At 42.6% G+C, this 13754-nt stretch carries 13 protein-coding genes and 1 tRNA gene; 4 read left to right on the top strand and 10 right to left on the bottom strand.

All coding sequences use genetic code 11. From position 1 onward, the window contains the following. Positions 1-24 precede the first annotated feature (24 nt). The 5 genes from ACXACM_RS12010 to ACXACM_RS11990 all read right to left on the bottom strand — a co-directional run bounded on the left by ACXACM_RS12010 (position 25) and on the right by ACXACM_RS11990 (position 5282). Positions 25-1134 (bottom strand): GDSL-type esterase/lipase family protein, encoded by a 1110-nt coding sequence (locus ACXACM_RS12010; RefSeq protein WP_474821971.1) that lies wholly within the window; start codon positions 1132-1134, stop codon positions 25-27. Positions 1135-1253: 119 nt separating this feature from the next. Continuing rightward, a complete protein-coding gene (locus tag ACXACM_RS12005; RefSeq protein WP_474821970.1) occupies positions 1254-1979 on the bottom strand; it encodes a PEP-CTERM sorting domain-containing protein in 726 nt (241 codons plus the stop codon). Positions 1980-2129: 150 nt separating this feature from the next. Continuing rightward, positions 2130-3869 (bottom strand): putative bifunctional diguanylate cyclase/phosphodiesterase, encoded by a 1740-nt coding sequence (locus ACXACM_RS12000; RefSeq protein ID WP_474821969.1) that lies wholly within the window; start codon positions 3867-3869, stop codon positions 2130-2132. A gap of 211 nt (positions 3870-4080) precedes the next feature. After that, positions 4081-4740 (bottom strand): hypothetical protein, encoded by a 660-nt coding sequence (locus ACXACM_RS11995; RefSeq protein WP_474821967.1) that lies wholly within the window; start codon positions 4738-4740, stop codon positions 4081-4083. A 23-nt stretch (positions 4741-4763) separates the two neighbouring features. Continuing rightward, on the bottom strand, positions 4764-5282 hold the full coding sequence (locus ACXACM_RS11990) for an RNA polymerase sigma factor (protein ID WP_474821966.1): 519 nt from the start codon (positions 5280-5282) through the stop codon (positions 4764-4766). A gap of 278 nt (positions 5283-5560) precedes the next feature. On the opposite strand from ACXACM_RS11990, the gene ACXACM_RS11985 reads away from it, so the two are divergent. The 3 genes from ACXACM_RS11985 (at position 5561) to ACXACM_RS11975 (ending at position 8546) form a co-directional block, all read left to right on the top strand. Then, entirely contained in the window at positions 5561-6448 is an 888-nt protein-coding gene (locus tag ACXACM_RS11985; RefSeq protein ID WP_474821965.1) for an endonuclease/exonuclease/phosphatase family protein, read from the top strand. A gap of 394 nt (positions 6449-6842) precedes the next feature. Further along, the gene (locus tag ACXACM_RS11980) at positions 6843-7448 is read left to right on the top strand and encodes a hypothetical protein (RefSeq protein ID WP_474821964.1); all 606 of its coding nucleotides are present in this window, start codon (positions 6843-6845) and stop codon (positions 7446-7448) included. A 90-nt stretch (positions 7449-7538) separates the two neighbouring features. After that, a complete protein-coding gene (locus tag ACXACM_RS11975) occupies positions 7539-8546 on the top strand; it encodes a helix-turn-helix transcriptional regulator (RefSeq protein ID WP_474821962.1) in 1008 nt (335 codons plus the stop codon). A gap of 29 nt (positions 8547-8575) precedes the next feature. Here ACXACM_RS11975 and ACXACM_RS11970 read toward each other — a convergent pair whose 3' ends face one another. The 5 genes from ACXACM_RS11970 to ACXACM_RS11950 form a co-directional block, all read right to left on the bottom strand. Continuing rightward, complete coding sequence (locus tag ACXACM_RS11970; protein WP_474821961.1) at positions 8576-9661, bottom strand: cell division protein FtsZ; 1086 nt, start codon at positions 9659-9661, stop codon at positions 8576-8578. 213 nt (positions 9662-9874) lie between these two features. Then, positions 9875-9951 (bottom strand) — tRNA-Val (locus ACXACM_RS11965). A 131-nt stretch (positions 9952-10082) separates the two neighbouring features. Next, a complete protein-coding gene (locus ACXACM_RS11960; RefSeq protein ID WP_474821960.1) occupies positions 10083-11285 on the bottom strand; it encodes an MFS transporter in 1203 nt (400 codons plus the stop codon). A 268-nt stretch (positions 11286-11553) separates the two neighbouring features. Beyond that, positions 11554-12645, bottom strand: coding sequence for a patatin-like phospholipase family protein (locus ACXACM_RS11955; RefSeq protein ID WP_474821958.1), 1092 nt, complete (start codon positions 12643-12645; stop codon positions 11554-11556). A 57-nt stretch (positions 12646-12702) separates the two neighbouring features. Beyond that, the gene (locus tag ACXACM_RS11950) at positions 12703-13071 is read right to left on the bottom strand and encodes a VOC family protein (protein WP_474821956.1); all 369 of its coding nucleotides are present in this window, start codon (positions 13069-13071) and stop codon (positions 12703-12705) included. A 294-nt stretch (positions 13072-13365) separates the two neighbouring features. Here ACXACM_RS11950 and ACXACM_RS11945 point away from each other — a divergent pair, with 294 nt between their 5' ends. Beyond that, positions 13366-13749, top strand: coding sequence for an ACT domain-containing protein (locus ACXACM_RS11945; RefSeq protein WP_474821955.1), 384 nt, complete (start codon positions 13366-13368; stop codon positions 13747-13749). Positions 13750-13754 lie beyond the last annotated feature (5 nt).

Below are 13754 nucleotides of genomic sequence, written 5' to 3'. Positions count from 1 at the left end.
CGTACCAGCCGGTAATAGCCCCACTCACTCTTTGACGGCCCATTGCATTTTTTCAGCAATAAAATGGCTTAATGCTGTTGCATTGTCATGATGTTGCTTTACCCGTGGGTGTGCAGTATAACCGGTGAAATCAAAAACGAAGGTGTGTAGACGCGCATTCTCTTTGTTATTTTTGGAAGAGGCTTTAATCGAGGCAACTGCATCAGCAATATAGTTAGGCCATCTGGCCGTTTTTGCTGCGTCCATACTGCCTATTGCGCAAACGAATAGAGCATTCGGGTGGTGAGACATAAGTTTTACCAAAAAGGCCTCATACGCTTGCTGAATATCACTGGGCTGCGCTTGAAGTCGCTTCTCGTTCTCAATTAACCATCGATCGTTTTGTCCAAGATTAACTACCACCACGTCAGGTTGCCAATCATCAAAATTCCAACGAGAGCTGTTGTTGTTTTCTCCTGTGAGCTGGTCGTAATAATCCGGCATGATGAAATCAAACCAACTCACCATAAATCCTATGCCACTTTTAGCGATAGCATGGTGTTCTGCATTCAGCTTGCGAGCTGTTATAGACGCATAGGATAGATAGTGGTTCTTATCAGCGGGTTTATTATCAGGGTCGTTATACGCAGCTTCGTTTCCCATGCCAACGGTAATCGAATCACCATAGAAGAGAATACGCTTGTCAGAGGGCTTAGAGGCCGGCAGCAATAGTTGAGAATCACCAACTTTCACACCGTGAAAATACGTTCCACCTTCCTCGCCTTCGGTTCTTTTAAAAATTGTAACCTGGTTTTCTTTGCGGTCAATAAAATGACTGAGATCGTAAACATGTCGCCCTTTTTGTAAGTGCAGTACATAAGGATACTCATCTTGACCATTAAAAATAACATTAAAATAGTTCTGGCCTGAAGTATCCTCTAAATCGAGCTTTAGCGTAGTCCCGGTGAAGGCAAAATGGATACTACTGCCGGGCCAGGTAAGTAAAGCACTGTTATTCTCATAAGCAATTCTACCTGAATATCTGAAACCCTCGTCAGAGTAAGGAAACGGTTGATCCGCGAATGCAGGAAATATCAGTGCACCGAATAGGGAGCAAGTAACTAGCAACAAAATAATGATATGTTTTTTAAACAAGGGGGATGTTGTCCGTTTAGTAAAACCTAAATTTTACGCTGTAAATAGACTTGGGTTAACAATGGTTTTTATTTAAGTGTAAAAAAAGCGCCAATGCGCTTTTTTTCCCCACTGTCGGTTCAACGTTTGCAGAATCTGACCATAGCTAATAACGACAAACTTATTAAACCCAACGTGGTCGGCTCGGGTACACCTACAGGATTTCCTGGCAGCGCCTCAACGTTATACGTCATCTTATAGTCGATGCCTTCCATACACTGAGCAACAATGCCCACGCCATTGGGATCAGGCACATATGTTTGTGCGCACGTGCCTGTCGCGTCCAGCAAACTAGAATACACGCCGTCCATCACTGAAAGGGCTGGTGAACTTGCACTTTGCATTGCTTCACCAAACTGTGTGCCTTCAAGGCCAGAGACAGTGAACACCTCCGGTGTGGTACTACTTTCTTCAAAATACCAGGTCGCAGCAGTTGCACCGAAGGTATTTTGCTGCAGATAGCCTGTAACTGGTGGGAATGTAAAACCAATTCCGGGTAGATTCGTGCCCCACAGAATAGTGGCGCTGGTAAGCACGTAACCTGACATTATTTCTACTGTAAATACATCGGCATTATCGGTCGGGCCCCATACTGAACCTACAAATTCATTAGCTCCCTCAACTAATTTGAAATTGGCCACATCATCTATTCCACCAATAGTATCGAAGTCGCCTGCCGGTAATCCGTCCTCAGCAATGACTGACGCTTCATCGAAAAAGCCTGAATAAGGTACATCAACTAATGCCGCATGCGCTTGAAAGCCCATTGCCACAGCCAATATTGCTAGTGATTTTTTACACTTCATAGCTTGTTCTCATTATACAATTCATTTACATTTCATTAACCTGCAAGTATAGAGCCATCATGAAAAAGAGCAAGCATTCATGCATTTACATAAGAAGTATTATGTTGAAAGCGTAAATTGTAAAGTAAGCTGACATTCGTTTAAATTTTGTCAGGTAGGTAATTCGAGATAGTCGTGTTTTTGCAACAAGGCTTCCATCTCAGCAGCAGAAACAGGTTTGGAAAAAAGGTACCCTTGGGCGTATTCCACTTTCAGATTATTGCAGTAAGACGCTTGCTCGTGGGTTTCAACACCTTCGGCTACAATGGCTAAGTTAAGTTTGTGTCCCACATTAATAATGGCTTCCATCAGTGCACCATCAAAGTCGTTCTCCGGCGCGTCTTTGAGAAACGAACGATCGATTTTTAACTTACTCACCGGGAATTGCTTCAAATAGCTGAGAGAAGAATAACCAGTACCAAAGTCGTCGATGGATATTTCCGCGCCTTTTTGTCGTTCTAACGTCAACCCTTCTAAAATTTCAGGTTGCGACTGAATAAGGACATTTTCAGTAAGCTCAATGCCTATATCTTTTGGTGCTAAACCGTATGATTTGCGACATGCGTTCAGAATTGAAAAAAACTCAACATCTTCTAACTCCCGTCCGGAGACATTGATATCAATTCGCACTGACAACCCCTTTTGTTGCCATTTTTGAGATTGCTGACAAGCTTGTTCAAGCACCCAATTGCCGACCCGCTTTATCAAATCAGTGCGTTCGGCGATAGGAATGAATACGTCTGGCGGTACCGGAACGTCTTCCCCGCGAGGATACCAGCGAAGAAGCGCTTCACATGCTGAGATTTGCCCGGTAGATAAATTAATTTGCGGCTGATAAAAAAGCCTCAGTTCATTGTTAACGACTGCGTCGTGTAATTTAGTAGCAATAGATCGTTGATGAAGCAACCGCTGACTTAGCGCAGAGGTGAAAAAACTATACCGATTTCTTCCTTCAAGTTTGGCTTGATACATGGCGTTATCGGCGTTTTTCAACAAATCTACCACATCATCACCATCCCGGGGAAAAACACTAATACCCATACTGGCAGTAATGCGGACATTTTCATTTCCCAATAAAAAGCCCGTTTTAAAACACCCTATCAAACGTTCGGCCATCGTTTTTATCTGGCTATCATTTTCAATAACGGGCAATACCAGAACAAATTCATCCCCCCCAAAGCGAGTAAGCTCACCGTTACCCGACAAGCACTCAATCAGCCGTTTAGCCACACCTGCGAGTAAAGCGTCGCCCCACGTGTGACCCAGGGTATCGTTCACCTCTTTAAACATATCCAGATCGATGAAAAAAATAGCAAACTGTTGCTGTGATTCTTTTGCACGGGTAATAATATCCTGCAGAAAGCTATTGAGATGACGGCGGTTTGGCAGGTTCGTGAGTAGATCTGTTAAGGCCATACGTTCCAGCTCGGTTCGAATGGCAATTTGCTCGCTGAGATCAACGTCTACACAAAACATTTCTGGTGCATCGGTATCTTGCTTCAACATCACATGGGACGAAAAAACATGAGCCGGAGCGCCGTTTTTACGCACTAATACGAGCTCCTCAGAGGGAATTGGCTCACCCGTTTCAAGCCATTGCGTATGCAGTCTAATTACTTCTGCACGCATGAACTCGGGTATGATGAGATCTTCCAGTTTCTGACCAAGCGCTTCCTGCTCAGTAAAACCGTAAATACGCTCGCTGGAATGATTCCAGTAAATAACCCTTCGGCTTTTATCGTAACCCTGAACAGACACTTTAGGTAAGGCACTTATAAGCTCAACAAAGCGCGTCTCGGCGATATCGTGACTTTCGAATGTCACATCTACTTTCGATCTCTGTAGTTTCATAGCACTCCCGCTGGGCTTTATCTGACATCCCTACCCGTTTGTACTGAAGACGTTGTAAAAAAGTGCAATGTATGAACTGACGTGACGTGAAAAAAACGTCGAACAACCCTTTAAGTATAGTGCAAATAATTTTTATCGCTCAAGTTTCGCGCGAGCGCTTACATCAAGTACATCCCGTACCAAGCAAAGTGTCAACGCGACTTTCTCGGCTTCACTCTTTGGAGCTTTGCAAATGTTCAAACTCGTCCAGCAAATGCGTTAACCTGTGACCTGCAACCTCTTTGTAAAGCCAGTTGATGATTCTATTGTCTCTATTTTCGGGTTTAAGTTTTACAAATAAGACTGCAACCAGCCCCGCAAATAACATGGCAAACACAAAGAACATGACTTTTATTCCTGCAGGCATGAGTGAAAAAAGGTCAACGCCAATAAAAACGTCATAACCAATAAATACATACGCCATGTAAAAAGGAGCAGAGAGCATTATGAGTTTGAAGGTGTTCAGATTGTGTGTTCGAACAGCGATAAGCCCGGAAAGCGTTTCTTTAACCGATTTTGAGAAGTCGATTTTCCTTAGTAACACTATCTGCCCAATACTCGCGATTAAGCCAACTATTGCAAATATATTCAGTATAAAGGCCGACACCACAGGTGCCGTAAATGCCCAGGACGACGCCATGTAGTTGCCCAAACAAACGACAATGGAAAAAAATAAAACACCTTCAATGCCGGCTATCAAAACAAGTTTATTTAGCTCACTGCTTTGACGGGCTACTTTTTTCTCTTCCAGTAACGCCTTATTCAGGCTTATAAACTCATCCAGCTTTTCACTGTGTTGCTGCCAAATTGTTTGCATTTCTTGTAAATTCATAATTAATTCCACCCTTACCTTTTTTACTCTGCGTTTTGCTTGAACTTTTGCTTTATCCGACTAATTTTTGTAGATACATTTGATAGCGATATTGCTAAATTTGCTGCAATTTCTGACTGTTCTTCACCATCCAAATACATTAATAACACCGCTTTATCTATGTCGTTTAGAGTGTTAATAAAACCATATAATTGCCTCAGACTTTGTGCATGTTCGTTTTCTGTTTCCATGTCATAACTGAGCAGCCTGTCTTCCATTTCCACATGCTTGTAAGTAATTGACTTCTCTTTTCTGTAAAAAGAAATGGCAACGTTAAGAGCCACACGATACATCCACGTAGTCACTTTGAATGCTTCGTTGTACGTATCTAAAGAGCGCCAAAGCTGAGCAAAAATTTCTTGCGCCAAATCTTCCTGATCAAACGCATTCTTACAGTAGGCACGGGTGACTTTGAACACAATGCCCTTGTGCTTTTCTATGATCTCTGAATACAGCCCATGCTTATTTGCGTTCATTTCACTTTTCTTAACCGGTTGTTGCATTTATCCATAACCTACAGGACGCCCTATTAATTAACGTTGAATTCCATTCTGCAAACTATTGATAGTGAATCTGCGCGATGCCCTTCCCCATTGCAAAACCCTGTCGTTAAAAAATGTAGTTTTCTAATGATTCGCTGACGGGAGAGAAATCTCACAGATTATTTGAAAAAATGTGAAATAAGACTTAAAAAACCTTTGATCATAAGAAAAAGTTTGGCGTAAAAGACAAACTAACCGTGTTACCTTTGTCTTGCCCAAACTATCGATAGGATGACAGAGTGATTCGGTTTTTTGTAATTTTATGCATGTTATTTAACGCCGGCGCTTTCGCACAAGAATTGAAAATTGCAACATGGAATATTCAATGGCTAAGCGACCATGAAAACAACGTTCGTACAGACAAAGATTATCAGGAACTGCGTAACTATACTCAGCAACTTAACGCTGATGTAATCGCCTTACAGGAAGTAGAATCTGTCGCATTAACGCAAAAAGCACTGGGCGATAACTATGATGTTTATGTTTCTTCGAAAGATTGGTTTCAACGTGTCGGCGTTGCTGTGCGTAAATCCGCAGGTTTCGATATCAAAGCGTTAGAATATCAAGCGCTGGATGTAGGCCGGGTGCGCTACGGTATGGATGTCACATTGAGTAGAGAGGATAAACAATTCCGCTTATTGAGTGTGCATCTCAAGTCAGGATGTTTTGAAAAGCCTCTTGATGAAACGAGTATTGACGCCATGCCGTCAAAAGAAGAAAAACAAGAAAGAGAAAAAAACGCGTGCGATTTACTGAACAAACAAATCGAACCACTTGAAGCATGGATAGATGCCCGCGCAAAAGAAGGAATACCTTTTGCTGTACTCGGCGACTTTAATCGCCGGTTTGTCCAGGACATTGCTAACAAACATTCTGAAGCATCCGGGTTATGGCAGGCCATCGATGATGAAGGCGCTGAGGCCATGTGGAGCCCAACATTAACCAAGAATTCAGCGTGTTGGGGTGGTTACTACAAAGACTATATTGACCACATTGTGCTCGACCCAAATGCAAAATCCCTTTTTATCGACAATTCCTTCGAACAGCTTGTATTTGAGGGTAATTATAACGAAGACGCCCATCGATTAAGTGATCACTGTCCCATCGCAGTGACGCTCTCGTTATAACGAAACAAGCCCAAAACATCAGTGAAAGGCGGGAAAACGCTGTAACTAGCGCTTCGAACGGCATACTGCCTTATTGTTTTTTGCAAAAATAAAGTCGGCGCTAGCGCACCGCATCTAACGCTGACTTTTAGTTTTAAAAATTACCTTTGCCTTAATTACCAAAAATATATTGAAACTGATTAAATTTATTGGTGATAATAATTACATAAACATACTGATAGTCTGGTTTGTATACCGGTACACAAGCTTAACCAGATTACAAAACATATTTGGCCAGCCAGTATCCATACAAAGATATGAACTAGGAGAACGATGCTGTTAGGCGAAAACCATTCACTATGCCACTACATATACAATTAAAGTCAGCTTTCTATCGAAATAAGGATGTGTACTTATGAGCTTACAAAGAATAAAACCAGCCAAACAAGGAGAGCTAGATGGTGCCTGCGGCTTCTATGCCATTGTTAACGCTATCCACGCACTTGAGCCCAGCCTTGATAAGCCTGAACTTTTCAGTCAAGTATTGGCCGCATTCCTAAGAGATGGCGATTATATGAGTTATTTTAATGGTACAAGGCGGGGGACCATTAAGAATACGCTAAGCCGAGTGCTAGACTATCTCAATTCTCATTTCGATATGTACCACGAAAAAACCCAAGAACTTTATGAATTTGAATTTTCTATTCCGTATTGGTTGAACGACACGTCACGTAATAGAAAACAAGTACTTGAGCAGATAGCTCAAGCGGATAATGCACAAAACTGCGTTTGCATTGTCGGCTACGACCATCAGATGGGAGGCCATTGGTCAGTTGTTAAGAAGGTTTCTGACAAAGGCTTACATATGCTCGATTCCGATAACGAAAAAAGTATCATTCCACTTTATGAGCTTACTATTGACAGCTCTAGAAACCCTGGACCATCGAAACCATATAACTTTACTTCAGAAGATATTTTTGTAATCAGAAAAAAATGGCTTGGTGAGTTAGCACAGTTTTAGACACTGCCAGAATTTAGCATGCGACAATTTTTGTCGCATGCTATCTCTATGCTATGGTGAAGTCATAATCGCAAAAGCCAGTTCGCCCCAATGAGTGCATTTCAACGCAAGCTCGACATTCTTCAATTTGTGCCTTCTGCACCTAGAAAGGTATCTAGCCGACAAATTTTTGAAAATCTACAAAACTGCGGTCACCACAACATCGATATGCGCACGGTGCAGCGGGACTTAGTCAGCCTAGAAAATATTGGACTATTTGGGTTAGACGTTGATAAGCGCTCAAAACCCTACGGCTGGTTTATAAACGCTAACTTTAAGAAACTCAATTTAAGCTTAATGGACGGCAATACTGCACTTGCATTTAAGGTGCTTGAACAATCAGGTGCCACACTACCAAATTCTACACTTAAAGAAATGCAGCCTTATTTTGCAAAAGCGAGCCAGGTCTTAGAGCAAGATAGTGATTCTTTACTTACAAACTGGCTAAGATCGGTGGCCGATTCGCACGTTACGCAGCCGCTCATCCCCCCAGAAATAGATGCTGCTTCGTTTGAACGATTAAAAAGTGCAATATTTTTTAAAAAACAAATCTCTGCAGATATTAAGCGTATTTTCAGTGGTGGAAACGAAATGGTTTGGAAGCATTACGAAAAAGTTAACCCTATGGGGTTGGTTAAACAAGATGGCAGGCAACTCTTTGTATGCACTTTTGGATCGTTACACACAAGGCGATACGCATTGCCTTTACAATTTATTAGAAACGTTACCGTGACGGATGAAGACTGCCAGCAAGAATTTGGTGAACAGGAAAATATTCAAACCTTGTCAGCTAACAACAAAGAAGACATTCAGCTTAAGCTATTGGTTAAAAATAATTCTCTATTTTTACTTCACGGCTACAGACTGAGTAACGACCAAGTCATTACGCAATCTATTCAGACAGATAAATCTCTGCTGACTGCGACTGTTAAAGATACTAATAAATTACGAGCATTTCTGAGAGGCTTGGGCGACAACATAGAGGTCATCGCCCCTCAAAAACTGAGGCAGTATTTCAGCGAACTTTCTGAAAAGTTGTACTTCGCTTATCAGGAATAATCTGTGCGAAACAAGCAGATGTTTAATGATTAGCTAAACTCCCTACCCTGCAACCTCACAAAAGCAGGGATATCCAGGTATGCTGAATCCTTTTTTGATGATGTTGATATAGATACCTGCTTCATGGATATCACATTTTTCTCCTGTTCGAAGTTTTGGGCCTCAGAAGGCACACCTGTGGCGATAACTAAGACTTCACCAAAGTGCGGTAATTCTGGCGATAAGGTTACGCCTGTAATAATAAGAGTTTGAGGGCCATCAACTAAAGATTGGAGTGTCGCTAGCATTTCTTCATACATTGCTAAGCTAGGCTCTTCTTTGCACGTAAGCTGCGCAATAACGCCCTGCGCCCCAATTATGTTTTGCTTGTCTACTAATGGGTTTTCCAAAGCATGTTTTAATGCTGCGCTTAATGAACTGTCATCTTCAGCAATACCCACTCCTAACGCAGTATCCCCTTCTAGAGACAGAATGTGACTGAAATCATTAATGTCGACGTTGATATAACCCGTATTCGTAAGCATTACGATAATAGCTTCGACAATTCTGTGCATTTGCGTGTCACAATGACGAAATGCAGAGAGAAGCCCTACGGTTTCATCTAGTGCAGAAAGCAATGAATCGTTAGACATTACGAGTGTAGCGTTCGCTTTGCTTCGTATTGTTTCGAGTGCGTTTCTAGCAATGTCGCTTCGCTTGCCTCCCTCGGCTTTGAAAGGAAGCGTAACAAAACACATCACATCGATGTCGCTCTCTTTTGCTAAGTCAATTAGGATTGGCGTTGCACCGCTTCCAGTGCCACCTCCCAGGCCAGCGATAATGATAATAAGGTCAGCATCTTTTATTAATGTCGTTAAGGCATCTTTACTCTGAATGGCAGCATTGCTTGCTACATCCGGGTCAGCCCCAGCGCCATAACCCTTTGTTGTCGCTTCACCTATCAATACCACTTCATGATTTGTACATCTATGTAAAGCGGCGATATCGGTGTTAACAGAGCTAAACCTGATATTTTCATGTGAGCAAAGACTGGCCATGTTGCTGACAGCATTACCACCACAGCCTCCTATGCCAATAACGTGAATATTAATTTGTTCAGTTCTAATGTTTTGCATGTGCTTACTTTTGTACAACTAACGTTTTGTAAGCATGAAACAACTATGCGACAAAACATGACGCACTGAGTAAACCACAATGTTATTTATTCTTAATATGGAAACCGCAGTAAAAAAAGGAATACAGGAAATTATTTGATAAAACAGGAAGCTATTTCAAGAATGAATTAAGAGAGGCAAACAACGATGAGATATGGCGGCTTTAGAAAAAAATGGTGCGTCTACCCTGACTCGAACAGGGGACCTCTACCATGTCAAGGTAGCGCTCTAACCAACTGAGCTATAGACGCATTGAGATGTAATCAGCGATTGCTGAGAACGGCGCGTATAATAGCCGCGCCTATCATGGGGTGCAAGCAGTTTTTGACATAAACCGTTTAAACGAATAAGTTTTGCTCAGCTTGGTGCGTGCAGGCCACCTTTAAGAGGCAACCTGCAGGGCAACGTCGTTGCGGTTTCGGATTTGTGCATAACTCAATGCCCACATTACAAATCCTCCAAGGAACAGTAATGCTGAAGCATAACCCGTCATATTGAAGCTGCCACCAGAGGTTAACACCACGCCGCCCAGCAGTGGGCCAATAGCGTTTGCAGTATTAAACGCGCATTGAACTAACGCACCAATCATCGCGTGGCCTGTGGGGGATACGTCAAGCAACATAGACTGAATTACCGCAGCCAACCCTACGCTTGCTCCTAAACAAAATACGCTGATATACACCAGGTAAATATTGTGCGCAGCAAAGACGTAGAGTATTGAAATGCCAATGCTACACAAGAGTGCAATACCGGTGGTAGCCAGGGGCGAATGATCAGCCAATTTACCGCACACCAAATTGCCAATGGTCGTACCCACACCGAACATCATCATAGCGATTGAAATTGTTACCTCTGGCGCTTCAGTTACGTTAAGGATTGTGTCTGCAAGGTAGGTATAAATACAAAACACGCCACCAAAACCGATAAAAATAATGCCGGAAATAGACCAGATGAGCTTGTTCTTTAATACGCCAAATTCTTCTTTAAGCCGTGTGGGAGTTTTAATTGGGCTACTTGGTACAATGAAGTAAATGAGAAAAGTGGCGATAAAGGCCATTACGGCAACAATACCCATACACACGCGCCAACTGATATTTTGTCCTATCAAGGTTGCCATGGGTACGCCGACGATGGTTGCAATGGTTAACCCAGCAAAAACCTTAGACATATAACTAGCGCGTTTACCCTTAGGGGCCATTTCAGAGGCAATCAGCAACGCTGTGCCAAAGTAGGCTCCGTGGGGCAACCCGCTTAGCACCCGATAAAAAACCAGCTCTGGTAATGAAGTTGCAATAGCACTAAACGCATTAGCGATACACATCATTGAGGCAAATAGAATTAACGATGTACGACGGTTCGTTCTATTGGTGAGCAACATAAATAATGGCGCACCGATAACCACACCTATTGCATACCCACTTATGGCATTACCGGCTTCTGATGGTGTGATACTCAAGGATTCAGCAATGAGAGGCAACATGGACATGGACGAGAACTCAGTAAGCCCAAGAATAAACGACCCCATCGCCATAATAAATATCGGCCAAAAATGTGACCGCGTTTGTGCAGTATTTATAACTGTCATAACTACCTTTCAGGTTATTGCAAGATTTAACACAACAGCAATAGCTCACCTGGATTTAACCATGGCGGAAGCATTGATATTGACACAATTAAGAATGTAGGAAATTGTCGAAAGGATTATTTTATGATGTCCGCAGTTGTCACGACAAACAACGACGTTTTATTCTATTCTGTTTTTGCGAATTATACCGGCTGACAGCTATCCTTGAAAAGTCCTTTCGACCCTGAAAAATCTGCGTCCCGGCGCTCAGTGTGAGAAAAACGATTAATCAACCGGGTAAATCTGGCACTAACTTAAATGGAAGAGGCTGTATTTTGTCCATAATAGTGCCGTTGGCTGTGATCTCCATGAAGTATTCACCTAACCGATCTGTTTCTTCTAACACCTGCTGCCAATATTTAATTCGTGTAGCGGCATCCAGTTTTTTAAAATCATTCCTGTCTGGAATTTTACCATAAGGCAAGGACGCAACGAATTCGCTGGAGGGAACAAGCATAACCACATTATTGTAGCTACTGGCATGAGGTAATCGCCGTCTTATGCCCTTATCAAACCAGCCAGGAACGGGCGTTGGGTAAAAGTGTGGATATAACACTAGCCCCTCCTTTGGTCCGAATGACAGATCAAAGTGATAATCCACAATGCCGCCATCACGGTACATTCCCTTGGGCGCTTCCAATATATTTTCCACCCCTTCAAGCACTAATGGTATTGAGCCAGAGGCAAGAAGTACTTCTTTGACATTGACAAAACACAACTCGGAAATTTCAGTCTTGAGGTTGTACGGATCATTTATTTCAAAATCACTGCCTGGCGCAGAAAAAATATGACGGGAATAAAACGTCCCCAGGGCTTTTCGGCTTACAGCATTAGCCGCAGCGCTCATGGCAAGACCATGCATCTGGGTAAACCGTCCCCGGCTAGCCATGGCGTGATAGCAACGAGATACAAATATTTGAGCTTTAAAGCGCGGATTATTAAGAACATCCATCACACCATCTGAGCCCATAACAGCGGAAATGAGACTACGTGCCTTACAGGTAATTTCATTTGCTGATGGTTTTGCAGAATAAACTGTCTCAGAATAATGTTTGGCGAGGGCATTAATCGCTTTTAAAGGATCACTTTGAACGGCGCAAGCCGCTCTGAACGCCCCTGCGGAAGAACCTATCACCTGTACCTGTCCACCTCTGTTATTAAACCACTCGGGAAACAACACGCGGTCGAGCCCGGCAAGCACGAACCACTTAGGACCACCGGACGCGCCCAGAAAATAATTGAATAACAGAGGATAAAAGCCGTGCTTTTTAAGTGTCGCCAGCGCGCCTGGGCCAGCGTAAATATTCAGCGGCGCGGTCAATGGATAGTCCTTTACCTTATGGTCAAACCTTTACTCTACCAGCGCATCTGCGCTTTGTCATGAACACTCTCCATATAAAGCAAAACAAGCGCCGGACGGATCGGTAATATAAACAAACTGCGCATTCCCGTGTTGTCTTACTTCGCCCATTACCGTTGCCCCCTTCTCTTTAGCTTTGTGCAAGGCTTCATCAAAATCAGATACCGTAAAATACGTGATCCAGCCGCCCGGCACATCAGCATTAGCGCCTTGCCGATGACAAATTCCCCCCATAACATTCCCTGTGGCATCTTTCATGATGTAATCGTGATAGCCGTTCATGTCGACAGGTTCTTTTTCCCAGCCAAGTACATCCTGATAGAATTCACTCAGCTCATCGGCATTAGCAACGGTAAGATCACGCCAGGTTTCATTTGAATTGCTCATTGTCGTTCCATCTTTCAATTAATGTGTCAAGGTTTACAGAGTAAAGAAATTTCTCATTTTTCCAAATTTTTTTATTTAAAAGGTAGACATAGCCTGTGGAAAATGCATCTAAAAATACCAATGTTATCCACTGAACAATGTTTGACCTATTAAATTAATTCATATTTAACAGCAACCTACAACTTTAACACACACTACTCAACAAACTTATCCACAGATAAAGTGGATAACACAGGGTGAAGTCTTTTCTATAATCATTTAGAATTTACCTACTCACCACCAAACGTAAAATCAATGAGCAAACAAACTCTGGCGATTATCAACGAAGAATTTACCATCCACGCATTTGACCCTCACAGTGCTATTCCAGCACAAGTTTTAAACAGTCGTTTATTCTTTATTGGCAAAACTGAAGACACGCTTTCAATTGTAGTACCCAGCGCCATAAACCTCGTTTCTCTGGAATCAGATAAAGGCTGGCGCGCACTGGAATTACTGGGGCCTCTGGCTCTGTCGATGGTAGGCATTATGGCTAACCTGGGATCAGTACTGGCAAAAGCAAAGGTGAGCATGTTCATCGTCTCCACTTTTGACACTGACTTCTTTTTAGTGAAGGCCGACAAGCTGGATGATGCCGTTACTGCGTTAAGAGAAGACGGCTACACAATAATTGATTAGGTTGC

This window comes from Alteromonas sp. AWQ4_252 (assembly GCF_056158205.1).
The sequence above is the reverse complement of the archived record's forward strand: the minus strand, read 5'-3'. Positions and strand labels throughout refer to the sequence as shown.

Bases quoted from the DNA above. Each gene is read 5' to 3' on its own strand.
- ACXACM_RS12005 (WP_474821970.1), bottom strand. From the start codon at position 1,979: ATGAAGTGTAAAAAATCACTAGCAATATTGGCTGTGGCAATGGGCTTT.
- ACXACM_RS12000 (WP_474821969.1), bottom strand. From the start codon at position 3,869: ATGAAACTACAGAGATCGAAAGTAGATGTGACATTCGAAAGTCACGAT.
- ACXACM_RS11995 (WP_474821967.1), bottom strand. From the start codon at position 4,740: ATGAATTTACAAGAAATGCAAACAATTTGGCAGCAACACAGTGAAAAG.
- ACXACM_RS11990 (WP_474821966.1), bottom strand. From the start codon at position 5,282: ATGCAACAACCGGTTAAGAAAAGTGAAATGAACGCAAATAAGCATGGG.
- ACXACM_RS11980 (WP_474821964.1), top strand. From the start codon at position 6,843: ATGAGCTTACAAAGAATAAAACCAGCCAAACAAGGAGAGCTAGATGGT.
- ACXACM_RS11975 (WP_474821962.1), top strand. From the start codon at position 7,539: ATGAGTGCATTTCAACGCAAGCTCGACATTCTTCAATTTGTGCCTTCT.
- ACXACM_RS11970 (WP_474821961.1), bottom strand. From the start codon at position 9,661: ATGCAAAACATTAGAACTGAACAAATTAATATTCACGTTATTGGCATA.
- ACXACM_RS11960 (WP_474821960.1), bottom strand. From the start codon at position 11,285: ATGACAGTTATAAATACTGCACAAACGCGGTCACATTTTTGGCCGATA.
- ACXACM_RS11950 (WP_474821956.1), bottom strand. From the start codon at position 13,071: ATGAGCAATTCAAATGAAACCTGGCGTGATCTTACCGTTGCTAATGCC.
- ACXACM_RS11945 (WP_474821955.1), top strand. From the start codon at position 13,366: ATGAGCAAACAAACTCTGGCGATTATCAACGAAGAATTTACCATCCAC.